The following is a 24,742-nucleotide window of genomic DNA, read 5'->3' as shown; positions in this document are numbered from 1 at the left end:
GCGGTTGGTCAGTTCCAGGACAGCTGGGTGCCGCCGACGCGGGCGGCCTCGATCTGCGCCTGGTAGCCGGACTCGGCGTACGCCTTCATCGGGTCGCCGGGCAGGCCGCGCTCCTCGCGCCAAGCGGCGAGGTCGGCGCGGACGTCGGTGTAGAAGGCGTCCATCAGCACACCGTGTGCGCCGAGCACGTCACCGGCCGACTGTGCGGCGTCGAGCGCCTCGCGGTCGACGAGCAGCGCCCGCGCGGTCATCTCCTGCACGTTGAGCACGGAGCGGATCTGGCCGGGGATCTTGTCCTCGACGTTGTGGCACTGGTCGAGCATGAACGCGACCTCGCTGCGGCCGTCCGGGTTGGCCGGGCCGTAGCCGCCGCCACGGATCACCTCGAACAGGATGCGGAAGAGCTGGAACGGGTCGGCCGCGCCGACGATGAGGTCGTCGTCGGCGTAGAAGCGCGAGTTGAAGTCGAACGAGCCGAGCTTCCCGAGCCGCAGCAGCTGCATCACGATGAACTCGATGTTGGTGCCGGGCGCGTGGTGGCCGGTGTCGAGGCAGACCACGGCGCGCTCGCCGAGGGCGCTCACCTGGGCGTACGACGTGCCCCAGTCCGGGACGTCGGTGTGGTAGAACGCCGGCTCGAAGAACTTGTACTCGAGCACGAGTCGCTGGTCCTCGCCGATCCGGTCGTAGATCGCGGCCAGCGACTCGGCGAGCCGGTCCTGGCGGCCACGGAGGTCGGCCTGGCCGGGGTAGTTGCTGCCCTCGGCGAGCCAGATCTTGAGGTCGCGCGAGCCGGTCGCGTGCATGATGTCGATGCACTCGAAGTGGTGGTCGATCGCCTTCTGGCGGACCTTGGGGTCGACGTGGGTCAGGGCGCCGAACTTGTAGTCGTCGTCCTGGAAGGTGTTCGAGTTGATGGTGCCGAGCGCGACACCCTGCTCGCCGGCGTAGGACCGCAGCGCGGCGTAGTCGTCGACCTTGTCCCACGGGATGTGGAGGGCGACCGTCGGGGCGAGTCCGGTGAACCGGTGCACGGTCGCGGCGTCGGCGATCTTCTCCTCGACCGAGCGCGGGGTCCCCGCGCTGCCGAAGACCTTGAACCGGGTGCCGGAGTTGCCGAACGCCCAGGACGGGAGCTCGATGGCCTGGCCTTCGAGCTGGGCCGCGATGGCGGCGAATCCCTGGTGACTTGTCATGATCGTGTGCCTTCGAGCTGGTCGTCGAGGTTGAACACCTCGTGGAGCAGGACGAACCCCTCGTCGGGTGCGCCCTCGAGCTGGGTGAAGTACGGCGCCATCTCGGCCTGCCACCGGGCGTTGACCTCGGTGGCGGCCATGGCGGCCTGGGCGGCGACCAGGTCGTCGGACTCGACGTAACCGATCAGCAGCCCGTCCTCCCGCAGGAACAGGGAGTAGTTGCGCCAGCCCGTCTCCTCGAGCGCGTCGAGCATCTCCGGCCAGACGGTCCGATGGCGCTCGACGTACTCCTCCATCCGGTCGGGACGGACCTGGAGACTGAAGCAGTAGCGGGGCATGGGTGACCTCCTCTCCCTGTTCCTGCGGGTGGGTGACGGCTCAGAAGTTGAAGTCGTCGATGTTGTCGGCGTTGTAGCGGAACGGGTCGCCCAGCAGGACGGTGCCGTTCTCGTCGACGGTGAACTCACCGAGGTCGCCGGCCTCGAAGGTGTCGCCCTCCTTGCCGGTGATGTCGCCGTCGACGAGCGCCTTGGTGGCGTACGCCGCCAGGTAGCCCAGGTCCTCCGGGTTCCAGAGCGCGAACTCCTTGACGGTGCCGTCCTTGACGTAGTCGCGCATCTGGTTCGGGGTGCCGAGGCCGGTCAGCGCGACCTTGCCCTTGGCGTCCGAGGTCGACAGGTAGCGCGCGGCCGCGGAGATGCCGACGGTCGTGGGCGAGATGATGCCCTTGAGGTTCGGGTGGTCCGCCAGCAGCGCGGCCGTCTTGTCGAACGAGGTCTGGTCGTCGTCGTCGCCGTAGACGGTGTCGACGAGCTTGATGTCGGGGTGGCTCTTCAGCTCCTCCTCCATCAGCTTGATCCAGGCGTTCTGGTTGGTCGCGTTGGCGGCCGCCGACAGGATCGCGATCTCGCCGGAGTCACCGATCTGCTCGGCGATCATGTCGACCTGGACCTTCGCGATGCCCTCGGCGGTGGCCTGGTTGATGAACAGGTCGCGGCACTCGGCGTCGGTGTCGGAGTCGAAGGTGACGACCTTCGTGCCGGCGTCGCGGGCGGCGTCGAGCGAGTCGCACAGCGCCGTCGGGTCGTTGGCGGAGACGACGAGGCCCTTCACGCCCTGCTGGGCGGCGGTGTCGATGAAGCTGACCTGGGCGTCGGGGCCGGCGGTGTCGGGACCCACCTCGTCGTACGTGCCACCGAACTCCTCGACGGCCTTCTTGCCGCCGGCGTCGCTGGTCTCGAAGTACGGGTTGCCGAGGTTCTTCGGCAGGAAGGTGACCGTGACGTCACCGCCGTCGCTGCCCGAGCCGCCGTCGTCGCTGCTTCCGCAGGCGGCGAGGCCGAGGGAGGCGACCAGCGCCAGGGCGGCGCCGGCAGCGAACCGCTTGGAGTTGATCCTCATTGACTTGCCTTTCGGGTTTGGTCGCCGTTGACCGGCGTCTGTGGTGCGGTAGCTGCTACCGCTGCCCGCCGCGGGATCAAGGCCCGGATACGCGGCAGGAAGTTGGAGGCGATCACCGAGCCGACCAGCAGGAGGCCGATGATGATCTGGATGACCTCGGAGCCCTGCCCGTCGAGCTGGAGCGCCGAGTTGAGGACGGCGATGAGGAGGACGCCGGCGACCACGCCGTGCAGGGCTCCGCGCCCGCCGAAGATGGAGACCCCGCCGAGCAGCACGCCCGCGATGACCTTGAGCTCGAAGCCGTTGCCGGTGTCGGTGGCGACCGAGTTCGCCTTGAGCGCGACGTACACCCCGGCGAGGGCGGCGACCGCACCGCTGAGCGTGAACAGGATGAGCTTGGTGCGGGCGACGTTGACGCCGGAGAAGTGCGCGGCCTCGTCGCTCAGGCCGATCTCGAAGACCCCGCGGCCGAAGCTGGTGAAGTGCAGCAGCAGCGCGAACAGCACGGCCAGGACGGCGATCGGGATGACGATGTTGGGGTACTGCGACTCGCCGATCCGCTCGGTCGGCCAGTCCTGCCAGCTCTCCGGGAAGCCGGCGATCCGCTTGTCCTGGATGAGTCCCTCCGCCAGACCGCGGTAGAGCGCGAGGCTCCCGATCGTGACCGCGAGCGAGGGCAGTCCGACGTAGGCGACGAAGAAGCCGTTGAGCGCGCCGAGGAGCGCACCGACGCCGATCGCGACGAGCGCGGCGACCGGGACCGACAGGTCGTGCTCCACGACCAGCACGCCGGTGATCGCGGCGCTCGCGCCGAGGGTGCTCGCGACGGAGAGGTCGATCTCGCCGGTGATGATGATCAGCGTCATCGGCAGCGCCATCAGCAGGATCGGCGCGTACTCCTTGCTGAGGTTGTACGTCGTCAGTGGGCCGTCGAAGAACTGCACGTTGGCCATCGCGTAGAGGTAGACCGCGACCAGGCCGAGGATGACCGCCGCCTCGCGGTTGAGCAGGACGCGGGCAAGGAGGTTGCGGGAGTACGCCGGGTAGGTGCGGGCCGGAGCGGCAGCAGCCGGCGTCGGCTCCTTCGTCAGGGTGCTCATGCGTGGTCCCTCGCTTCCACGAGCTTGTTCGTACGACGGACGCTCAGCACGCGGTCCAGAACGATCGAGCCGATGATCAGAGCGCCGACGACGGCGCCCTGCCAGAACTCGCTGATGCCGAGGATCGGGAGCGCCCGGTTGATGGTGACCAGGAGGAAGGCGCCGATGGCGGCGCCCCAGACGGTGCCGCTGCCGCCGAAGATGGCGACCCCGCCGATGACGACGGCGGCGACGGCCTGGAGCTCGATGCCGGAGCCGGTGCCGGAGAAGGCCGTGGCGTAGCGGGCGGCGGAGAAGACCCCGGCGAGTCCCGCGAGCGCGCCGCAGAGGACGAAGGCGCCGAACACGCGGCGACCGGAGGGCAGCCCGTAGAGGTCGGCGGCGTCCGGGTCGGAGCCGATCGCGTAGAGCTCGCGGCCGCCGCGGGCGGTGTGGAGGTAGTAGCCGACCAGGCCGACGACGACGAGCGCGATGATCGTGAGCACCGGGATCGTGAGCACCTGCTGGGTGCCGAGCTTCTCGAAGTGGGCCGGGTAGTCGCCCGCCGTCATCCGGTCGCTGCCGACCTCATGGGTCAGCGCGCCACGCAGGACGTACATCGTGCCGAGCGTGATCACCAGGGCCGGCACCTTGAAGACGGTGACCAGCAGGCCGTTGAGGGCGCCGACGACCGCGCCGATGGCGAGGCCGGCCACGAACACGACCACGACCGACGTCTCGGGATTGGCGACGAAGATCTTCCCTGTCGCATAGGCGGTGATGCCGAGCGTCGAGCCGACCGAGAGATCGACGTTGCGGGTGACCACGACCACCATCTGGCCGACAGCGAGCAGGAGCAGGATCGACGGCGCGAGCAGGGTGTCGCGCCAGCCGTCGGCGCTGAACACGAACGAGCTGCGGCGGCTGGTCGCGACGATGAGGATCAATGCCAGCACGATCACGATGGCGAGCTCGCGGGAGCGGAGCAGCGCCTGCAGTACGCGGGTCGCAGCGCTCTCCTGCGAGGGATGGAGGGTGGCGGTGCTCATGATGCAGCCGGCTCCTTCGTGGACGAGGGCTGCGCCGAGCGGGTGGCGGCGGCCATGACGTTCTCGGGGGTAGCCACGTCGCGGGCGAGGTCGGCGGTCAGCCGGCCCTCGCAGACGACGAGGACGCGGTCGGCCATGCCGAGGACCTCCGGCAGCTCGGAGGAGATCATCAGGATCGCGAGGCCCTGGCCGGCGAGGTCGGAGAGCAGGCGGTGGACCTCGGCCTTGGTGCCGACGTCGATGCCGCGGGTCGGCTCGTCGATGATCAGCAGCTTCGGCCCGGTCGCCAGCCATTTGGCGATGACGACCTTCTGCTGGTTGCCGCCGCTCATGGTGGCGGCCCGCATGTCGAGGGCGCTCGTCTTGACCTGCAGCTTCGCAGCCCATGGTCCGGCCGCCCTGTTCTCGGCCGAGGCGGTGAGCAGACCCGCCTTGCTGAGCCCGCCGCGGATGACCGACGCGACGTTCTTCGCGACCGAGCCCTCGATCACGAGGCCCTGCTGGCGCCGGTCCTCCGGGACGAACGCCATGCCCGCACGGATCGCCCGCCGGGGCTGCCGCTTCGGGACGGGCCTGCCGTTGAGCGCGACCCGCCCGGCGTCGTACCCGTCCACACCGAAGACGGCCCGCGCGATCTCGCTGCGGCCGGCCCCGACAAGGCCGGCCAGGCCGACGATCTCCCCGGCACGGACCTGGAAGGTGATGTCGTGGAACTCGCCGGCGGAGCTGAGGTCCTCGACCTCGAGGACGACCTCGCCGATCTCGGCGGGCGTCTTCGGGAAGAGCTCGGCGACCTCGCGGCCGACCATCTTCGCGACGATCTCGGCCTCGGTGGTCTCGGCGATCCGGTGGGTGGAGACGTAGGCCCCGTCGCGCATGACGGTGACGGTGTCGCAGAGGTCGAAGACCTCGTCGAAGCGGTGCGAGATGAAGACCAGCGCGCGACCCTCGTCGCGGAGGCTGCGCGCGACCGCGAACAGACGGGCGACCTCGTTGCCGCTCAGTGCCGCGGTCGGCTCATCCATCACGAGCAGCTTCGCGTCGAGCGAGATGGCCTTGGCGATCTCGATGAGCTGCTGGTCGGCGATCGACAGGCCGTTCGCGACCCGGCGGGGGTCGATGGCGACGCCCAGCCGGGCGAAGAGGGCGCTCGCCTCGTCGTACATCCGCGTGCGGTCGATCCGGCGGCCGCGGCCGAGCGGGTGCCGGCCCATGAAGATGTTCTCCGCGACCGAGAGGTCCGGGAACAGCGTCGGCTCCTGGTAGATCACCGCGACGCCAGCGGCCTTCGAGTCGGCCGTCGAGCCGAAGTCGACTGGCTGGCCCAGGAGCCGGAACACCCCCGCGTCGCGACGGTGCACGCCGGCGACGATCTTGACCAGGGTCGACTTGCCGGCGCCGTTCTCGCCGACCAGCGCGTGGATGGACCCGGGGTCCACCACGAGAGTGCCCGAACGCAGGGCCGCGACGGCGCCGAAGGACTTCGCGACGTCACGCAACTCGAGGGTCGGCGCGATGCGCTCCTCGTGACCCGCTGCTGTCGACATCTCTCTCCTCAAGCTCTGGACATCAGGCGATTGAAAGGTTTCAATCGGCGATAACGGGACAGTAGGTGACTGCGATCACACACGTCAAGGAGCCCGTCGAAACTTTCTTGAAACGAATCAAATGTCGCGGGCTGACGGCGCCGTGGTCCTAGGGTGAGCCCACACGGAGGAGGAACGGTGACCACCAGCGAGGCCGCCCGGCCGGGCGAGCAGGGACGCAACGTCTCGGTCAAGGACGTCGCGTCCGCGGCCGGCGTCTCCGTCGGGACGGTGTCCAACGTCCTCAACCGACCGGAGAAGGTCTCCCCCGCCACGCTCGAGCACGTGCAGCGCGTCATCGGCGAGCTGGGCTTCATCCGCAACGACGCCGCGCGCCAGCTGCGGGCCGGCACCAACCGCGCTGTCGGGATGATCGTGCTCGACGTCCGCAACCCGTTCTTCACCGACGTCGCGCGGGGCGTCGAGCTGCGCCTGGGCGAGCACCGCCGACCGCTCATCCTCGGCAGCTCGGGCCAGGACGCCGAGCGCGAGTCGACCTACCTCGACCTGTTCGAGGAGCAACGGGTCAGCGGCCTGCTCATCACCCCCGTCGGCAAGGTGCTCCCCCGGCTGCGTCGGCTGAGGGAGCGCGGCACACAGGTCGTGGTGGTCGACCGTCGTACCGGTTCACGGGAGTTCTCGTCAGTCGCTGTCGACGACGTGCGGGGCGGGCGGATCGCCGCCGCGCACCTCGTCGAAGTGGGACGCCGCCGGTTGGCCTTCATCGGCGGCCCGCGGGGCCTGACCCAGATCAAGCACCGCCTCCGCGGGGCGGAGTCAGTCGTCGCCGAGCACGCCGGCACCTCGCTCCGCTTCGTCGAGACCGGGACCATGGACGCCGACGCCGGCCGCCAGGGCGCGGAGTCGCTGCTCGCACTGCCTGCCCGCGAATGGCCCGACGCGATCTTCGCAGCCAACGACCTCGTCGCTCTTGGCGTGCTCCAGGCGCTCACCCTCGCCGGCGTCCGGGTGCCCGACGACGTCGCGATCCTCGGCTACGACGACATCGACTTCGCCGCGTCCGCCGCGATCCCGCTGAGCTCCGTCCGCCAGCCCCGCGAGGAGCTGGGCGAAGTCGCCACCGACCTCCTGCTGGCCGCCATCGAGGATCCGTCCGCGCAGGTGCGCGACATCGTGCTTGAGCCCGAGCTCGTCGTACGACGCTCGACAGGCTGAGTTCCTGCCGAGACAGCAGGCGAACTGGCGACGCGTCCACCGCCTTGCCAGCCCTGGAATCGGATCGGGACTCCAGGCAGTCACGACGTCGGCCGCCTCGGCACGCGGTCGAGGACGGCGCCATCTCCGCAAGGGATACCTCGCCTGTCGGCGCGTGGCCCGAAGAGCCGTGAAGGCGTCGTGAAACCACCGTGAAACCGGTGCTCCTCAAGGTGGGCCCTGACCCGAGGGGAGCCCACCATGTCCAGCACCACGATCGTGACCGCCGGTCCGTCACGCACCTACCCGTCGCTGCGTGCGGCGTGGATCCCGATGGCCGCACTGTGCCTGGCCTTCTTCGTCGAGATGGTCGACAACACCCTGCTGTCCATCGCATTGCCGACCATCGGCCGCGACCTGGGCAGCGGTACGACGGCGCTGCAGTGGGTCACCGGCGCCTACTCGCTCACCTTCGGCGGCCTGCTGCTCACCGCTGGGTCGATCGCCGACCGGTTCGGGCGGCGCCGCGTGCTGCAGGTCGGCCTCGTCGTGTTCGGCGTGCTCAGCGGGCTGGTGGTGTTCGTCAGCACCGCGGGCGAGCTGATCGCGCTGCGGGCTGCCCTCGGCGTCGCCGCCGCGGCGATGGCGCCGATCACGAACTCCCTCGTCTTCCGGCTCTTCGACGACAAGACGCTGCGGATGCGGGCGATGACGGTGATGATCCTCGTCGGCATGTCCGGCTTCGTCCTCGGTCCGCTGCTCGGCGGCACCGCCCTGGCGCACGTGCGATGGGAGTGGCTGCTGCTGGTCAACGCGCCGATCGCGCTGGTCGCCTTCGTCGGCGTCCACCTCGGCGTCCCCGCCGACGACGCCGACGGCCTGACCAGGGACCGGCTCGACGTCCCCGGCACCCTGCTGAGCATCACCGGCATCGGGCTGGCGTGCTGGTCGCTCACCAGCGGCGTCGAGCACGGCTGGCTCTCCGCCCTCACCCTGGCGTCGGTCGCCGGCGCCGTGGGCGCGGGACTCGGGTTCGTGTGGCGCGAGCGTCGTACCGACTCCCCGATGCTTGACCTGGGCCTCTTCTCCAACGGCACCGTCCGCGGCGCGGTCATCGCCCAGGTCGGCACGTCGATCGCGATGGCCAGCGTGATGTTCGGACTGATCCTGCACTTCCAGTACGCCTACGGCTGGAGCCCTGTGCGGGCAGGCCTCGCGAACCTCCCGATCATCGTCACGATGATCGCCGCCACCCCACTGTCCGAGGGCCTTGCCGCCCGCTTCGGCCACCGGATCGCCTGCCTGGTCGGCGCACTCGCCCTGACCGGCTCACTGGCCGGCCTGGCGTGGGGCGTCGAGCACGGCTACTCGGCGATCGCCGCCGCCATGGTCGTGATGACCATCGGACTGCGCACGGTGATGACCATCTGCGCGATCGCGCTCGTCGACGCGATGCCCGCCAACCGGACCTCGATGGGGGCCGCCCTCAACGACACCGCGCAGGAGATCGGCACCAGCGTGGGTACGGCGGTCGTCGGCACCTTGATCGCCGCCCTGGTCACCGCACAGCTCCCGGCCGGCACGTGGAGCAGCGCGCTGGTGCAGTCCTTCTTCCACGGCGAGCGGATCACCTACGGCGTGCTCGCGGTCGTCGTCGGCCTGGTCGCGGTCGTCGGCGCGCTCACCCTCACCGACTCCCACTCGACCGAGGAGCACCCGGCCGAACCGGAGTGACGCGCCGGCCGGCTGCAGGTGCGACCACCTCGACCCGGCCGTCGGTGTGCACCAGGACACCCGTCCTCCGTCGCGCCTGCAGCCAGCCGCGGGCTTCGTCGCCGAGGACGAATGCGGACGTGGCTTCTGGGTCGACCTCCGTCAGGTCGGGGCCGATGACGGTGACCTGCCGCAGGGTCCGCGCCGGCGAGCCCGTCCGCGGATCCATGATGTGCTCGCCGCGGTGCACCGTGCCAGAGGTGGCGATCGCACCGTTGTGGACGGGAACTCGGGCGATCAGTCGGGTCGGGTCGACCGGGTCCTCGATGCCGATCCACCACGGCTCGGCGTCGACACGCCGGGTCCGGCAGACCATGTCACCGCCGGCAGAGAGGCAGAAGTCGGTGTCGGCAAGCCGCTCCAGCAGCGCACTTGCCCGCTGCACGGCCCAGCCCTTGACCACGCCGGACGGATCCGGACCGCCGCCGTACTGCGACCGGGTGGCCCTGATGTCGAACGCACCACCCGACAGGAGGCGGGCCTCCTCGGCCAGTGCCAGCACCTCCGCAATCTCCGGCGGAGCCTCGGCGAGCGAGAGCTCACCCCGGCCCCACCTGTTGATCGGCGAATCCGGCAGGTAGGTGCTGAACACCTCGTCGGCATGGCGCAGCACACCGACGACCTCGGCCCAGAGCGCGTCGACCTCGGGCCCGTCCGCGTGGCGGCCACGCAGGGCGAGGCTGACGACGGTGCCCATCACCTCGACGGTGCGGCGGTGCGTCGTACCCATGCTCAGAGACCGGCCTGGTCGAGCGCGCTCTGCAGCGACTGCTGGTAGCCGACGCTGGTGACCGTCGCGCCGCTCACCATGTCGATCGACGCGCTCTGCGCATCAAGGGTCTCCTGCACGAGGATCGGCAGTGCGTAGCTGTTGATCTGCTGGTCCTTGGGGTTCCCGGTCGGGTAGACGGGGACGTCGACGGCCGTGATCGTGCCGTCCTCGACGGTGATCGCGACCTGGACCGGTCCCCATCGCGTGTCGACGGAGTCGCCGGTCGTCGTCGCACCCGAGGCCGACCCCGAGCCGCCGGACGAGCCCGGGCTTCCCGACGAGCTGGACGAGCCGGAGGTCCCGGACACCGGGAGGGATCCGGACACCGGCGGAGCGGCTGTCGTCGCCTCGGGTCCGCTGGAGGAGGTGTGGTAGCCGAAGAGGAGGACCAGCACGGAGACGGTGCTGGCTGCCCACAGGGCGATGCGTCGCATGGAGGTCACCACTCGAACTTCTCGATGTGCAGCTGCCGGTCGGGTACGCCGGCGGCTCGGGCAGCGGCGCGGACCGACTCGGTCCATGCCGGGGGTCCGCAGACGTAGAGGTCGCGCTCGGCGACGTCGGGGATCCAGCCGCGCAGCGCGCCCACGTCGTCGACGGGGGCGGACAGGTGGGGAAGCCAGGATCCGTCGGCACGGCGCCGACCCGGCAGCCGGAGCACCCGGGCGCCGCGTTCGGCGGCGATCTGGTCCACCTCCGCGGCGAACAGCGGCGTGTGCTGGTAGCGCTCGACGTACACGGCAGCACCCGGTGGATAGGCCATCCCCTCGAGCAGTGACCGCAGCGGCGTGATGCCGACGCCGGCGCCGAGGAAGGCGACCTTGCCCGACGCGCCGGCTTCGCGGGCACGGGGCGAGAGCCGTCCGTACGGGCCCTCCACGAACGCACGGGTGCCGGGCCGCAGTGTCGCGACGTCGCGGCTGCCGTCCCCGGCATCGGCCACGGTGATCCGCAGGCTGCAGCCGTCGGGTGCGGCGGACAGGGAGTAGGGGTGGGCCCGGCTCCGGCCCGGCGCGCCGAGGAAGCGCCAGGTGAGGAACTGGCCGGGCTCGACGCGCAGCAGGTCCAGCCTGCGGCCGGTCACGTACACCGACCAGACACCCGGCGCCTCACCGACCACCGAGGTGACCCGCAGCCGGTGGCGCAGGTTGACGACGACCGGCAGCCCGACCCGCCAGGCCAGCACGGCCCCCGCCGCCACGATCCAGGTGCCCCACCAGAACACGGTGCGGGCGGACGAGGCGGTGAACTGCCCACCGGTCCAGAGCTGGTGAGGCAGCGCCAGCCCGACACCGAGATAGGCGTAGAGGTGCATCAGGTGCCACGACTCGTAGCGCAGCCGCCGACGCGCGGCCCGGACGCTCGTCACCACGACCAGCACCAGGCACAGCGTCGCGGCGGCGGCCAGCAACATGCCCGGGTAGTCCCAGGTGAGCTCCCACAAGGTGGTGGGTACGGCGAGAAGCGAGCCGGCGGCGTACCCCCACGTCACGGTCAGCACGTGCACCAGCACCAGGTTGAAGGAGGTGAACCCGATCGTGCGGTGCAGCCCCGCGAGCCGGTCCTGGCCGAACGCCCGCTCCAGTGCCGGGATGCGGGCCATGAGCAGCACCTGCGCGAGCAGCAGCACCGAGCCGACCAGTCCCGACAGCTGACCGAGGCCGGTCAAGGCCGCGCCGGCGCTGCCGAGAGCACCGAGGCCGCCGTCGCGTACCCACCAGTAGGCCACCAGCAACAGCCCGACCCACAACGCCAGACCGGCAACCGTGCGGACCGCCTCGTCGACGACCGCTGCTCGCGGCCGGGTCGCCGACGACAGGGACACCTCCCAGCCACGAGCGGCGGGCGTCGTGCTCATGACGTCGCCGAGTCCTGGCCCGAGTCCTGGCCCGAGTCCTGGCCCGTGTCCTGGCCCTGTCCGGGGAAGTCCCCCGGCGGCTGACCGTCGCCCGGGAACTCCGGCCGGTCGCCGTCGCCGAACTGACGATCGCCGAACCGTCCCGGCCCCTGGTCGGAGTCGCCGACCTGGTTGCTCACCGGTACGGCGTCGCCGCCCGCCGTCGCGCGGCCGATCCCGAAGCCGCCGGCGCCCGCGACCACCGCCGCGGCGGCGATGGCAGCCGCGGCCCGAGCCCGGCGACGCTTCGCGACGGGCGCGGCGACGACGGGGTAAGCCCCGGTGTCCGGGGGCGGACCGGACGGCGGACCGTCGGCGGGTGGGGCGTCGTCGGGCTGGGCGCTGCGCTCCCAGCGGTTGCCGGAGCCCGCGACCAGCGGCTCGGTCTCCGGTGTCGAGGTGGTGGTGTCGTCATTCACACGCCCAGTCTCGGAACCGTCGGTGGGACCGCCCTGTCCCCCACCTGTGCACTCACTGTGACTGCAGGTCACCGAGGCCCGCCCAGACCGAAGTGTCTGACCGGCTCGTCGGAGCACCCAAGAAGCGCTGCGCGGCTCCCCGTCGCCCGGGGTACCCGGCGGGGTAAGCGGGACATCCCGGCACGGTGAATCCCCCGTGGAAGTCTCAACGCACCAGACCCGAAAACGCGAGAACCGGCAGGTCAGAGGCGACCTGCCGGTTCAAGCTGTGCTGGTGGAGGTGAGGGGATTCGAACCCCTGACCTTCTCATTGCGAATGGCTTCCTGCCCATCGGTTGGCCGGTTTCACGCCTGTGCAGGCGTGGATTCAACGCATGGAACCGCACGGATTGCATCCGCGGGGTACGCCGGGGGTAAGCGTTGTAGACGCCGCGGAGCCCATCAACGTCCGCCGCGGAAGCAGGGACTCGTCGACCGAGACTCACCAAGCACGTCGTCAGCGCGCCGAGCTGCTGGAGCTTGTCCAAGCTGGTGAGGGTGCATTCGTTGCGCCCAACAAGCCCGACAGTCGATTCCCGAAGGGCTCATTGCCGAACAAGCGACAATGCTGGGCAGCACACGGGACTGCCAGATGGTCAACACCACCGGCCACATGACCCAGGAGTTCATGTCGAGCCAAGGAACATCGTGACTGCCTTGCCGCCCCGGGGGCACTTGGGCTAGCTGCCGAAGGCTGCTCCGCGAGACTGGTCTCGTGATTGACAAGCGCCGCGAGTCAACACTTCGCCAGTTCCTCGGCCATGGACAGTGGAGCCATCACAGGCGCAGACCCTCGTCCCCTGAGTCTGGGTAGATCGGAAGCCGGAGGTGACTCGCGTCGAGGCCGCCGAGGAGGAGCCGCTGATGGTTCACCTCGAAGAGTTCGGCGTGCCAAGGGTTCTCATCCGTGCCCGGGTGTCGAACCCAGAGCGGATAGTCACTGGATGCGAGGTGGAGCCGGAGTCGGTGGCCCGGGCGCACCCGATAGGCGACGGCGTCGAGCTCGAAGGAAATGAGATCCTCCAGGTCAGGCCGCTCCAGCAACGTCCGGCCATGCGAGACGGGTCGGGCCGATCCGTCAGGCGCGACATCAAGGAGCTTGGCGAAGAGATGCATGGACGGACCGCTCGTCGCGGCACGAACGTTGAGCACTGCATTGCCAGCGATGTCGAGGGCTGTCGGAGTCGGCTCGGAGGTGAAGGTCACGACGTCAGACCGGCTACCGAAGTCGCGCTCGTCAGGGTAGGAGGCGAGGAACGTCCACCACTCATCGTGCGTGACCGAGGAAGGAACTGGGCTCGCCGGATCGTGCTCCCACGAGACCGTCGCGCGTTCGGTGTCCGGATGATGCGAGAGTGCACCGCCCTCCGACCCGTCGAGGGCGCTGTCCGCTGCCGACAGGAACAGATTCCGATGCACGACGCCGGCCGGAGGCCAGTCCTCCGCCGTGCGCCATCCGGCGTGGCCGGTGTGCCACCTGACGCGCTGCGACGGCGACGGAAGCGAGCCCCGCCCCGTCAGCAGCGGTAGCAGGAAGTCCGCCGCATCGATCGCCTGCCGGTACTGGACTTGCGTGTGCTCGGCATCGTTCACCCACGGGTGCTGCTGGTCTGCGTAGGGAATGTCCTCGAGCCGTACGCCGCCGTGGTCCGCCGACTCGGCGCGGAGGTAGTGCAGACCGCGGCGACCGCCTGCACCTCGGAAGTAGCGGAAGTCGTGAAGTCCCTCGGGACCGAGACCGGGATCGAACCAGTTGCTCCAGTGGAGCACCGGCACGTTGGTGGTCCAGTAGGGGTGGCGGTCGCCGTACGGGTTGAAGACGTCGCCGGTCCGGACCCGCCGGAAGTAGTCGTCCAGGGCAGGAGGCCGGACGCCGATCGAGCGCGCAGCCTCTTCGAAGGTGTCGATGAGCGGTGCACGGGTGTAGTCGATCGAGAGGTAGCGGATGTCGTTGTCCGCCCAGATCTGCAGCAGGTCGTCCGCTCCGAGGAGCGGGGCCGGGTCCTGTCGCCAGGGGCTGCCGAGGTGGTGGCGAGCCATGTTGACGCCGGTTCCCTGGGGCACCGCGCCCTTGACCGCCGGGTGACCCGAGGCAATGCCTGCCCAGACCGTGAAACCTAGATAGGACACGCCGACGAGACCGACACTGCCGTTGCTCCACGACTGGCCGATGATCCAGTCCAGGGTGTCGTAGGCGTCCGCGACGTCCGACACGTACGGGTGCGTGACGCCCTCGGAACGGAACTTGCCCCGGACGTCCTGGGCGACGAGGACCAGTCCACGATCGTTGAACACCTCGGCCATGTCCGCCAACCCTTGGTAGCGGCTGTTCTTGTCGTACGGACCGCGGATCAAGACCACGCCGTGACGGCCCGGCACCGGAGGCAGGTAGACGTCGGTCGCGAGCCGAACACCGTCGCGCATGCGGACCATGCTCTGCTCGGCCCGCGCGACGGGCTCTGCCGCGGTGACGTGTTCGAGTATCTCGAACGTCATGAGGACGCTCCTTGGGACGAAGTAGGGAGAGGGGCGACCTAGGAGGCCGCGGGACTTGGTCAGCGGTTGACTGCAGGAGCTCCCGCAGCTGACCGCGAGAGCGGGAGCTCGAACGACGACAGGAACCGGTCCAGCGCCGCTGCCTGTCGTTCCGGTGTCCAGAGGTCTGGATGCTCGACGGCCGACAGGACGACGCCGCTGGTCCAGGCGCGGAGGAGATCGACCATGCCCTCGAGCTCGGCCGGGTCCACGAACTCCGCCAACGCCTGCCGCATGAGGCCACGCATCCCGGGTTCCATGCGAGCGGACATGTCAGCGACGACCGGTTCGGTCGCGATGTGCGCCACGAGGACGACGCGGACGCGCTCGACCATCAGGGACTCGGGCGTGTTGGGCAGGAACCACTCGAGGACCGCGTGGAGCCGGTCGTGCGGATCGGCGATCTCCAAGAGCTCGGCGCTCTTTGACTCCGCGTCGCTGAGGACGCGGTCGGTCATCGCCGACAGCAACGCGTCGCGGTTGGGGAAGTAGTGGGTGACCAACGTGCTCGAGCCACCCAGCCGCTTGGCGAGAGAGCGCACCGTCAGCTGAGGGAATCCACCTTCAGCTATGGCCTCGAAGGTGGCATCGATGATGTCGTTCTTCCGCTGCTCGGGATCGACATAGCGCGGCATTACCAGCCTCCTTCGACGTTGTACAACACGCGAATCACCTTACGGCCGGCGGCGCCCGCCGGCCGGCCAACACCATCACGACGCGCCCTGAACGGTCCGTGAGCCCGAGCCAGTCACGTCCACCGTCGCGGCGTTGAACGGCGCTTCTTGCTTCAACCCGGCCTTGTGGACCTTGCCGCTCGCCGTGTAGGGCAGCTCGGAGCGGAACTCGACGTAGCGCGGGATCTTGAACTGGGCGAGGCCGCGCCGCGCCCAGTCGACGACCGCAACGTGCGTGACGTCAGCACCGGCCTTGAGCACGACGATCGCCTTGACCTCCTCTCCCCTGTCCGGATCAGGAACGGGAATGACACCCACGTCGTCGATCTCCGGCATGGTGAGGAGTTGGTACTCGACCTCGGCCGACGCGATGTTCTCGCCGCTTCGGCTGATCATGTCCTTGAGGCGGCCTTCGTAGTAGTGGGCGCCGTCGGCGCCCTTTCGCACCACGTCTCCGGTTCGGAACCAGCCACCGGGCAAGAACAGTTCGGCGTTGACCTCGGGACGGTTGTGGTAGCCGAGCATCATCCCCTCGCCGCGAATGCACAGCTCGCCCGAACGACCGGGCGGCACCTCTTCGAGGTTCTCGTCGACGATCTTGGACTCCCTGGTCGGGAAGCACAGGCCCATTGAGCCCTTGGCAGCAAGGTCGGCCCGGTCCCACGGCACGACAGTGCCGCATCCGACCTCGGTGCTGGCATAGAAGTCTCTCGCCAGAAGCCCGAATCGCTCCTCGAGCTTCGCCAGTTCCTCCGGTGGCACGGCTGCCACGGGGGCCCGCCTCAGCTTCAGCCGCCGGTCCTTGTCGCTCACCGGCTCGTCGAGGAGCCCCTCGTCGATCCAGGCCATGTCGATCTCGTGGTCGACGAGCCAGTCCATGAACTTGCGCCGACTCATCCCGGCGGTGACGTAGATGGCACCTCCGCCCGCTAGGGCGTTCATCAGGTAGCCCTGGTTCTGCATGTAGTAGAACGGGTGGTCGGCGAGGATGCGCTCGCTGTGATAGAGACCTGAACCCCACACGCCAAGCTCGATCCAGTACCGGTGCGTCAGCAGGCAGCCCTTCGGAAGGCCCGTGGTTCCGGACGTGAACTGGATATTCACGACCGTGTCCTGATCGGGGTAGTCCGCCAGGGGGGTGACCTCCGCCGAGGCAAGCTCCCCGAACGCCCGGAGGTCCTCGAACCCTGGCGCGATCGAGGACCGGTCACCGACCACGACAATGCGCTCGCGTTCAACTGGCGCAGTCAGTTGCCCGTCGTCGACGTAGGTCTGGACGATGTCGCTGGCCACCACCAGCCACGAGGCGCCCGAGTCCTCCAGAACGAAGGCACACTCACGTGCGGTGTACTTGGGATTGAGGGGAACGACAGCCGCTCCGATCTCGGCCACGGCGAACCAGGTCAGCGGGAACTCGAGCTGATTGCGCAGCTGGACACCCACCTTGTCCCCAGCCCGCACCCCCAACTGCTGCAGACCGCTGCGAAGGCGCGAGACCTGATCGCGGAACTCAGCCCAGGTCACCGACGGACCGCCACCTTCGATGTGGGTGATGGCGAGCCGCGACCCGTGGATAGCCGCCGCTCGGTCCAGCGCCGCAGGCATCGACAACCCGCGCAACGAGGCCTGGAACTCGTTCAGCTCGATCTTCGCCGTCGTCATCGACCGGCCTCCTCGTCGACCGTGGTCCACAGAGCGCGCAACGTGGCGACGAATCCGGGCTTCTCCCGCCCCTTCACCTCGCCGACGGCATCGACCACGACGAGGTGACCCTGATCTCCGCGGTCGATGACCTCACGTACCGTTCCGCGAATCCGCAGCGAGTCGGCACTCCGCACGACACTGACGAACCGCACGTGGTCCAGCCCGTAGTTCCAGGCGAGCCACGGTCCCTCGGACCACAGAGCGTGGTTGCACAGGTAGTCGAGCATCCCCAGCAGATGGAAGCCCTCGATGAGATCGTCGCCGTACCCCGACTCTCCACCGTATCCGTGTGGGTAGCTGTCGAGGTACGTGCCGTGCTCGAATGCTTTGTGCCGGTCCTCGTCCATGGTGAACCAGGGCGTCACGAAGGTCTTTCCGGCCAGGGTCGGCACCTCGTCCGGACTGTCGACGGTCAGGGTGACGACCTCGGACGTGTCCGTGCTGTCGATGGTCATTCAGCGAGCTCTCTTTCTTGAAACGGTTGTTCCACTACGAGGACAGTGCGATGCACGTGGCAGGGGCCAGCAATCAGGTACGGCGGCGCGGCCGCCAGCCCGGTTTCGGGACGGCCTCGAGCAATGCCTGCGTGTAGGGGTCGCGGGGGTCGTCGAGAACCTGACTCGTCGATCCCGCCTCCACCACGGCCCCGCGGTTGAGGACGATGCACGTGTCGGTGATCTGCCGGACCACACCAAGGTCGTGAGACACGAAGAGGTAGGAGATGCCGGTCTCGGCGCGGATGTCGGCCAACAGGTTGAGCACCTGAGCCTGAACGCTGACATCGAGCGCTGAGACGGCTTCGTCAAGGATGAGAACCTTGGGTTCGACTGCGAGCGCCCGCGCGATCGCCACGCGCTGACGCTGTCCGCCCGACAGTGTCCGAGGAACCATCTGCGCGTGCCGGTCGTCGAGACCCACCTGCTGCAACAGGTCCGAGACACGGGCGCTGCGTGCCGTGCGGCTCAGGTCGAAGTGGATCGTCAGCAGCTCACTCAGCCCCGCACCGATGCGCTGCCGCGGATCCAGCGAACCGAAGGGGTCCTGGAACACCATCTGCACGACCCGGTCGCGCTCCGATCGGCCACCACGGTTTCCCCGGAGACCACGGCGAGCGGATACGTCGCCCGCCTTTGCCGTGATCGTCCTGCCATCGACCACCACGGTGCCGGACGTGGCCGTCTCGAGGCCGGCGATGATGCGCGCGATCGTCGTCTTGCCGGACCCGGACTCACCGACGACCGCGAGCGAGCCGCCCGCGTGCAGCGCGAAGCTCACGCCGTCGACCGCAACGTGGGAATGACCTCGCCACGCGAAGACCTTGGTCAGGCCATCGACCTCGAGAATGGTGTCCCCACCTGAGCGCTGCGGCTCTTGCACCACGTCCCTCGCCTTCCCTCGCCTGGCCACTGCTCCCCCGGCGTTCACGCGGACGCCGCCATCTTGAGCTCTGAGGCCACTTCCTCTGCACGGTGGCAAGCGACGCTGCGGCCGCCGATGTCGCGCAGTGCCGGCCTCTCGCCCCGGCAACGGTCGACCGCGAACGGACAGCGCGCCGCGAAGGCGCACCCCTGCTCGACCTCGAAGGCCGCCACTGGCCTGCCGGGGATCGTGACCAGACGCCGAACCTCGGTAGCACTGGGCCGCGATGCCAGGAGAGCGGCCGTGTAAGGGTGTCGCGGCGCTGCGTACAGATCCGCGGATGGCCCCTTCTCGACCAGCGTGCCGGCATACATGACCGCGAGCGTGTCGGTAATTGCAGCGGCGAGATCGAGGTCGTGGGTGATGAAGAGCATGCCGAGACCCCGCTGACGGACCTGCTCCGCGAGAATCGCGACGACCTCCGACTGAACGGTCACATCAAGCGCCGTCGTCGGCTCGTCGGCAAAGATCAGCCTCGGCTCGGTCATCAGCGCTGCCGCGATCATGACCCGCTGGAGCAGCCCACCCGAGAGCTGGTGAGGATACTGCTGCAGACGACGGTCTGCGTCGTGCACACCCATCTGTTCGAGCAGCTCACGGGCGCGTTCGGCCGCCTCGCGCTTGGTTGCACGCCCGGTTGTGACGACGGCCTCGGTGACGAAGTCGCCGACCGTTCGGATCGGGTTCGTGTGCGCTCGGGGGTCTTGATGGATCATCGCCACGTCCGCCCGCCGATAGCTTGCGAGACCGGACCTGTCGAGACGGAGCACGGAACGGCCCTCGAACATGATGTCGCCGTCAACCTTCGCGTCGGCCGGCAACAGACGCATCGCTGCCTTGACCGTCATCGACTTGCCAGACCCCGACTCGCCCACCAGGCCGACGGATTCGCCGGACCTGATCGCGAGACTGACATCGCGCACGAGAGGGCGAGCCGGCCGCGTGCGGGTGAGCTCGATGCCGAGCCCCTGGATGTCGAGGAGTGTGCCGTCGTTCACAGGTCCACCCCCAGCCGGGCAGCAACGCGCTCACCGAGCACGTTGAAGGCGACCACGGTCACGACGATGAGGAGGCCGGCCACCAGACTCTGCTGGATCGCTCCTTCCAGGATCTCCGACCTGCCGTCGGCGACCATGAGGCCCCACTCCGCGGCAGGCGCCTGAACGCCGAGGCCGAGGAACGAGACTGCGGCGAAGTCGGCGAGGGCGGTACCGAAAGCGACGGTGGCCTGGGCCAGCACGATGGGAGCGACATTGGGGAGGAGGTGGCGCGTGCAGATCCGCCAAGAACTGACTCCCCCGAGACGCAGGCCTTCGATGTAGGGCATGTTCCGCTCCTTGACGGCAGCACTTCGTACGACCCGGGCGCCGTACGGCGTGTAGACGATGCTCAGCGCGACGACCGGAGCCCAGAAGCCCGCTCCGAAGGATGCCGACGCCAAGACCGCAACCAGGATCCCCGGAACCGCGAACATCACGTTGAGTGCTCGATTGAGCATCCGGTCGATCCAACCGCCGCGCCAGGCGGCCAGGATGCCGAGGGCAGTGCTGGCCGCTGCACTGCCCAACACGATGATCGCCGGGCCGGTCAGGCTCAGCCGAGCACCAGAGAGCGCCCTCGACAGCAGGTCCCGCCCGAGAGAGTCTGTGCCGAGCCAATGGTCAGCGCTCGGCCCCTGCCCGGAGGCCAGGATGTCTGACTTGCCGACCGGGTACGGCGCCAGCAAGGGGCCGATGACCGCCAGGGCCACCAGCACCGCGCAGACCACCCCGGAGATCAGGAGGACGGGGTCACGAGGGAGTCGTCGACCTGCGAGGTCTCCCAACGACGCAGTGATGGCGCTCATCGCACAGCTCCTCTCTGTCGCGGGTCGAGGAACGCCTGCGCGATGTCGATGATGGTCGTCATAACGACGAACACCGTCACGATGACCAGGCTCACGGCGAGAACGACGGAGTAGTCCTTGCTGGAGATGCTCTTGACCAGGAGGGAGCCGATTCCGTCGATTGCGAAGGCCTCCTCGACGACGACTGCCCCCGTCACCAGCCCCGCGATGGCCAGCCCGGATGCCGTCATCACCGGAAGAGCAGCGTTGGTCAGGATGTGCGCGCGCAGGATGCGTCTCTCAGAGATCCCACGCCCCCTGCTGGTCTCCACGTGTTCCTTGCCACTCTCTTCATGGACCGCGGCCGAGGTGAGCTGAGCGATGTAGGCGCCGTACCCGATCGACAACGCCACCGCAGGAAGCGCGAGGTGGTGGATCCGGTCCAGAAGGCCGACTCCTGCCCCGAAGGTGGGGAACCAGCCCAGACTGACGGCGAACACGCTGGTGAGGAAACCGGCTGCTACGAACGCCGGCACGGAGATCCCGAGGCCGACAGCCGCACTGACCAGCGACCGCCACCGGCGCGACACCCCGCCAGCCACGCCGAGCGAGATACCAGCGGCGAGCATCAGAACAGATGCAAGCGCCACCAGCAGCAGAGTCGTCTCGAGCCGCGGTCCGATGAGGCCGGCCACGTCTTGCCTGAAGACGACCGAGGTACCGAAGTCACCGTGGAGTGCGTCGGTGAGCCAGTGCCAGTAGCGGACCAGCAACGGGTCGTCGAGGCCGAGCTCCGCCCTCTTCGCCGCGCGCGCCGCATCCGTGGATTTGGCCCCGAGAAGACCGGCGACCGGGTCACCTGGGGCGTTGCTCAGCGCGACGAAGATCACGAACGACGACGCCACGATGGTTCCACACGCGCCCAGCACGGTGGTCACCGCTCGGCGGCCCAACTCGCCCCGCCCCCGAGCTGCGCCGGCACTCACCCCGGCCGAGACCGTCGACAGAAGACTCATCTCTGGCTCTACTTAGCAGCGCCGATGAAGGCCATGGCCGGCATCGACCAGTAGGCGAACGAGGTGATCGCGCCAGTGAGCCGGTCGTTGAGGAACGTTGTCGTGTAGGTCGACAACAACGGGATGACTGCCGAGTCCTCCTCGATGATCTGCTGCGCCTTGATCACCATCTCAGCGCGCTGGTCGTCATCGAAGGTCTGTCGCGCCTCGGTCAGCAGAGCCGTCGCCTCGGCATCGTCGAAGTCGGTGTAGTTGTACGGCTGCCCAGGCAGGGACGTGAATCCCATCGGCTCCAGCGGGTCCGGAGCGCCGTTGAAGTTCGAGGACAGCATCAGATCGAGGCCGAGCTCCTTGCGCTTGGCTGCGTCGTAGCCAGCCTGGTCGTATACCAGGGGCTGCAGCGGCTTGAGCTTGACAGTCAGCCCGATCGCTGCCGCCTGCTCTTGGATGAGCTGCGCGGATCGCGACTCGGTGTCGTCTCCGGCTGTGAGCGCCAGCACGATCGTCTCGCCGTCGTAACCCGACTTCGCGACGAGCTTCTTGGCGGCCTCCACGTCATACTTGCGCTCGGCGACGAAGGCGTCGTAGGCCTTCTGGTAGGCGTCCTTCTGCCCCTCGGGCCAGGTCGTGGGGGTGACGTAGGTATAGGTCGGCTCTGCTGCCCCGTTGTAGATCACGTCGGCCAACGCCCCCCGGTCGATGCCGCGCTGCAGGGCCTGGCGCACGTCATTATCGGACATGGGACCGTCCGGGCGCGCGACGTTGAGGTTGAGCCCCTGCATGGACCGGCCGAAGGTGATGCGCCCGACGCTGGACTTCGACAGCGCCGGCACGGCCGAGGCCGGAATCTCGTAAGCGCCGTCGATCTCGCCGGCGTTCAGGGCTTGCGTGAGAGCAGTGGCGTCACCCACGAAGGAGAACGCCACCGTCTCGGCGAACGGCTTTCGCTCGGCGTTCCAGTAGTCCGGGTTGCGGCTCAGCTTGATGCTGCTGCCGGGGCTCCACGACTCGAGCTCGAACGGTCCGCTGCACATCAGGCCACCGTCAGGTGTCCCGATCGCGTCGGCGTGCTCCTCGGAGTACTTCTTCTCCATCACGCCGAGAGCCGGACCAGAGTTGAGGAACAGTTCATCGGGCTCGCTGAAGGACACGGTCACCTGGTCCGGCCCCGTGACGTCGATGGACTTCACGTTGATGAACGCGAAGCTGAGGACGAAGTCCGAGGAGCGCATCCGGTTGAGGCTCCAGGCGACGTCCTCGGCCGTCAAGGGCGTGCCGTCCCAGAACTTCACGTCGTCCCGGATGGTGTAGACGATCTCGGTCGGCGACACGACTTCGTAGCTGGCCAGGTTGGGCTTCAGCGCGAGGTCGGGGTCACGTGTGAGCAGGGTGTCGCAGAGGCTACGGACGACCGTTCCGGACGCGTAGGTCACCGTGTTGGCCGGGTCGAGCGTGTCGGGTTCGGCGGGGAGATTCCACTTGACGACGTCGACGCCACCCTTCGCGCGCGGCAGGACGTCGACCAGGTCGTCCTTCGTCACCGGCTCGGGTCGGTCGTCCGAGCCGTTCCCGCATGCAGCGAGCATCGCCGTCGCTGCCAGCGAGAGCGCCAACAGACCGAGACGTCGTGGGCCAGAGGTTTGGTGCGCCATGAGATGTCCTTCGGGTGATCCAGGTCACTTACAACAATGAATGTACAACAAGTGTTCTACTACGCGCCAGCGTTTTGCTCCCCGATCTTTGGATCGGTGTCCCGCGCATCGAGCCGATGGGTCAGAGCATGGGGTGACGGGTGTGCCAGGTCGTGGCCCGTTCATACCTCGACGCTGCAGAGATGACATCGAAGTCGGCCCAGAGCTTGCCGATGAACTGCACTCCGATAGGCAGGCCGTCCGACGTGAAGCCGCCCGGGACACTGATCGCGGGCAGGCCGGCATGGCTTGGCGGCTCGGTGGTCATGTGGGCCAGGTTCCCGAGCGCAGGCACGTGGCGGCCGTCGACGGTGCCCGCGGGGCCACCGGGTCCGCCATGAGGGAAGGCCGGGGTCGCTGTGGTGGGCGTGACCATGACGTCAGCGCCGTTCATCGCTGCACGAAACGCGTTGTAGATGTCGGTCTTGACGCGGTGGTTGGCGTCGTGGATCTGCCGGGCCGTGGCCGCACCGGCTCGGTCGGCAAGCTCGAGGATCATGGGCCAGATCTCGATGCTCCAGGTCTTCATCTGTTCGGCGGCCTGCTGATAGGCGTGACCGTTGATGTGGTCGAAGTAGGTCATCGTGTCAGGCAGCTCGATCTCGACCTCCTCGACGACGGCTCCGGCGGCACGCATGTCATCGACGGCTTCCCCGAAGAGGCGTCGCACCTCCGGGTCGAGGATGTCCTGGCCCAGGTGGTAGCAGGCTGCGATGCGCACGCCCGTGAGATCGCCGGGCGCCGTTGCTGCTTCGATGTAATTCCGCGTGTCCTTTGCAACGGAGTGGCGATCGCGCGGATCGTGGCCGTTGGTGACCTCCAGGACCATGGCGGCGTCGAGCACGGTCCGTGCGATCGGACCGTCGGTCGAGTCGCCGTCCTCGGAGTCGATCGTCGGGATGCGGCCGAGAGAGGGCTTGATGCCGACAGCTCCACACAGCGAGGACGGCACCCGAATCGAGCCTCCGCCGTCCGACCCCCAGGCGATCGGGCCGACTCCTGCCACCACAGCGGCCGCTGCACCGCCCGAGGATCCGCCGGCGTTGAAGCCCGGTCTCCACGGAGTGCTGGTCGAGCCGGTCAGCTTGCTCTCGGTGACGCCGAGGAGCCCGAACTCAGGAGTGGTGGTCTTGCCGAGGAGGATCACGCCCTGCGCCTTGAGTCGTTCCCAACCTACGGCGTCGAAGTCCGGGACGTGGTCGGCGAACGCGACACATCCGTAGGTGGTTCGCACTCCCTTCGTCTCGGCCAGGTCCTTCACCGTCATGGGCACACCGAAGAGCGGGGGAAGATCGTCCCCGGCCGTGAAGCGCTTCTCGGCTTCCTTTGCGTCTGCCCGGGCCTGCTCCGCGGTCGCGGTGACCATGATGTTCAGGATCGGCTGGACGTGGTCCATGCGGTCGAGGACAGCCTCGACCACCTCAACAGGCGATACCTCGCGACGGCGGTAGAGATCGCCGAGGTCGGCAGCGCTCTTCCAGATCAGTTCGTCGGTCATGGTTCTCCTTCAGT

The 24,742-nt window shown here is 68.6% G+C and carries 22 protein-coding genes; 2 read left to right on the top strand and 20 right to left on the bottom strand.

Features of this window, described 5'->3' with window-relative positions:
- Positions 1–8: 8 nt before the first annotated feature.
- Genes rhaI through BJ993_RS14290 form a run of 6 tightly spaced genes read right to left on the bottom strand, consistent with a single transcriptional unit; the run spans position 9 to position 6,272 of the window.
- Positions 9–1,196 (bottom strand): L-rhamnose isomerase, encoded by a 1,188-nt coding sequence (gene rhaI, locus BJ993_RS14315; RefSeq protein ID WP_036547152.1) that lies wholly within the window; start codon positions 1,194–1,196, stop codon positions 9–11.
- Complete coding sequence (locus tag BJ993_RS14310) at positions 1,193–1,534, bottom strand: L-rhamnose mutarotase (RefSeq protein WP_036547149.1); 342 nt, start codon at positions 1,532–1,534, stop codon at positions 1,193–1,195. The genes rhaI and BJ993_RS14310 overlap by 4 nt, the downstream gene beginning before the upstream one ends.
- Before the next feature lie 40 nt (positions 1,535–1,574).
- Positions 1,575–2,597 carry a rhamnose ABC transporter substrate-binding protein gene (rhaS, locus tag BJ993_RS14305; RefSeq protein WP_179649443.1) on the bottom strand — a complete coding sequence of 341 codons (1,023 nt, stop codon included), beginning with the start codon at positions 2,595–2,597 and terminating at the stop codon, positions 1,575–1,577.
- Positions 2,594–3,697, bottom strand: a complete 1,104-nt coding sequence (locus BJ993_RS14300; protein ID WP_179649441.1) for an ABC transporter permease — start codon at positions 3,695–3,697, stop codon at positions 2,594–2,596. Before BJ993_RS14300 ends, rhaS begins: the two co-directional genes overlap by 4 nt.
- On the bottom strand, positions 3,694–4,725 hold the full coding sequence (locus BJ993_RS14295; RefSeq protein WP_036547143.1) for an ABC transporter permease: 1,032 nt from the start codon (positions 4,723–4,725) through the stop codon (positions 3,694–3,696). The genes BJ993_RS14300 and BJ993_RS14295 overlap by 4 nt, the downstream gene beginning before the upstream one ends.
- Positions 4,722–6,272 carry a sugar ABC transporter ATP-binding protein gene (locus tag BJ993_RS14290; RefSeq protein ID WP_179649439.1) on the bottom strand — a complete coding sequence of 517 codons (1,551 nt, stop codon included), beginning with the start codon at positions 6,270–6,272 and terminating at the stop codon, positions 4,722–4,724. The genes BJ993_RS14295 and BJ993_RS14290 overlap by 4 nt, the downstream gene beginning before the upstream one ends.
- Before the next feature lie 177 nt (positions 6,273–6,449).
- Between BJ993_RS14290 and BJ993_RS14285 the strand changes: the two genes are divergently transcribed.
- Together BJ993_RS14285 and BJ993_RS14280 are read left to right on the top strand one after the other, a co-directional pair.
- The gene (locus tag BJ993_RS14285) at positions 6,450–7,487 is read left to right on the top strand and encodes a LacI family DNA-binding transcriptional regulator (protein WP_179649437.1); all 1,038 of its coding nucleotides are present in this window, start codon (positions 6,450–6,452) and stop codon (positions 7,485–7,487) included.
- 240 nt (positions 7,488–7,727) lie between these two features.
- A complete protein-coding gene (locus BJ993_RS14280) occupies positions 7,728–9,200 on the top strand; it encodes an MFS transporter (protein WP_179649435.1) in 1,473 nt (490 codons plus the stop codon).
- Here the strand turns inward: BJ993_RS14280 and BJ993_RS14275 are convergent.
- From BJ993_RS14275 to BJ993_RS14210, 14 genes are all read right to left on the bottom strand, one after another.
- Positions 9,154–9,969 carry an FAD:protein FMN transferase gene (locus tag BJ993_RS14275; protein WP_179649433.1) on the bottom strand — a complete coding sequence of 272 codons (816 nt, stop codon included), beginning with the start codon at positions 9,967–9,969 and terminating at the stop codon, positions 9,154–9,156. The two genes, BJ993_RS14280 and BJ993_RS14275, sit on opposite strands and share 47 nt — an antisense overlap.
- A gap of 2 nt (positions 9,970–9,971) precedes the next feature.
- The gene (locus BJ993_RS14270) at positions 9,972–10,445 is read right to left on the bottom strand and encodes an FMN-binding protein (RefSeq protein WP_179649431.1); all 474 of its coding nucleotides are present in this window, start codon (positions 10,443–10,445) and stop codon (positions 9,972–9,974) included.
- Between the two features lie 5 nt (positions 10,446–10,450).
- Positions 10,451–11,869, bottom strand: coding sequence for a ferredoxin reductase family protein (locus BJ993_RS14265; RefSeq protein WP_179649429.1), 1,419 nt, complete (start codon positions 11,867–11,869; stop codon positions 10,451–10,453).
- Positions 11,866–12,327 carry a hypothetical protein gene (locus tag BJ993_RS14260; RefSeq protein WP_179649427.1) on the bottom strand — a complete coding sequence of 154 codons (462 nt, stop codon included), beginning with the start codon at positions 12,325–12,327 and terminating at the stop codon, positions 11,866–11,868. Before BJ993_RS14260 ends, BJ993_RS14265 begins: the two co-directional genes overlap by 4 nt.
- 816 nt (positions 12,328–13,143) lie before the next feature.
- A complete protein-coding gene (locus tag BJ993_RS14255; RefSeq protein ID WP_179649425.1) occupies positions 13,144–14,862 on the bottom strand; it encodes a CocE/NonD family hydrolase in 1,719 nt (572 codons plus the stop codon).
- Positions 14,863–14,921: 59 nt separating this feature from the next.
- Positions 14,922–15,536 carry a TetR/AcrR family transcriptional regulator gene (locus BJ993_RS14250; protein WP_179649423.1) on the bottom strand — a complete coding sequence of 205 codons (615 nt, stop codon included), beginning with the start codon at positions 15,534–15,536 and terminating at the stop codon, positions 14,922–14,924.
- Between the two features lie 75 nt (positions 15,537–15,611).
- The gene (locus BJ993_RS14245) at positions 15,612–17,237 is read right to left on the bottom strand and encodes a class I adenylate-forming enzyme family protein (protein WP_179649421.1); all 1,626 of its coding nucleotides are present in this window, start codon (positions 17,235–17,237) and stop codon (positions 15,612–15,614) included.
- On the bottom strand, positions 17,234–17,734 hold the full coding sequence (locus tag BJ993_RS14240; protein ID WP_179649419.1) for a hotdog family protein: 501 nt from the start codon (positions 17,732–17,734) through the stop codon (positions 17,234–17,236). The genes BJ993_RS14245 and BJ993_RS14240 overlap by 4 nt, the downstream gene beginning before the upstream one ends.
- A 73-nt stretch (positions 17,735–17,807) precedes the next feature.
- Positions 17,808–18,659, bottom strand: coding sequence for an ABC transporter ATP-binding protein (locus BJ993_RS14235; RefSeq protein WP_242530388.1), 852 nt, complete (start codon positions 18,657–18,659; stop codon positions 17,808–17,810).
- Positions 18,660–18,700: 41 nt separating this feature from the next.
- On the bottom strand, positions 18,701–19,696 hold the full coding sequence (locus BJ993_RS26585; RefSeq protein ID WP_179649417.1) for an ABC transporter ATP-binding protein: 996 nt from the start codon (positions 19,694–19,696) through the stop codon (positions 18,701–18,703).
- Positions 19,693–20,544, bottom strand: coding sequence for an ABC transporter permease (locus BJ993_RS14225; RefSeq protein ID WP_179649415.1), 852 nt, complete (start codon positions 20,542–20,544; stop codon positions 19,693–19,695). The genes BJ993_RS26585 and BJ993_RS14225 overlap by 4 nt, the downstream gene beginning before the upstream one ends.
- Positions 20,541–21,461: an ABC transporter permease gene (locus BJ993_RS14220; protein ID WP_207007232.1), complete on the bottom strand. Its 921-nt coding sequence runs from the start codon at positions 21,459–21,461 to the stop codon at positions 20,541–20,543. The genes BJ993_RS14225 and BJ993_RS14220 overlap by 4 nt, the downstream gene beginning before the upstream one ends.
- An 86-nt stretch (positions 21,462–21,547) precedes the next feature.
- Positions 21,548–23,191, bottom strand: coding sequence for an ABC transporter substrate-binding protein (locus tag BJ993_RS14215; protein WP_207007234.1), 1,644 nt, complete (start codon positions 23,189–23,191; stop codon positions 21,548–21,550).
- Positions 23,192–23,312: 121 nt separating this feature from the next.
- Positions 23,313–24,728 carry an amidase gene (locus tag BJ993_RS14210; RefSeq protein WP_179649411.1) on the bottom strand — a complete coding sequence of 472 codons (1,416 nt, stop codon included), beginning with the start codon at positions 24,726–24,728 and terminating at the stop codon, positions 23,313–23,315.
- Positions 24,729–24,742: the final 14 nt, after the last annotated feature.

Source organism: Nocardioides aromaticivorans (assembly GCF_013408525.1).
Classification (GTDB): Bacteria; Actinomycetota; Actinomycetes; order Propionibacteriales; family Nocardioidaceae; genus Nocardioides; species Nocardioides aromaticivorans.
Note: the sequence above shows the minus strand (reverse complement) of the source record. Positions and strands in the feature narration are given on the sequence as shown.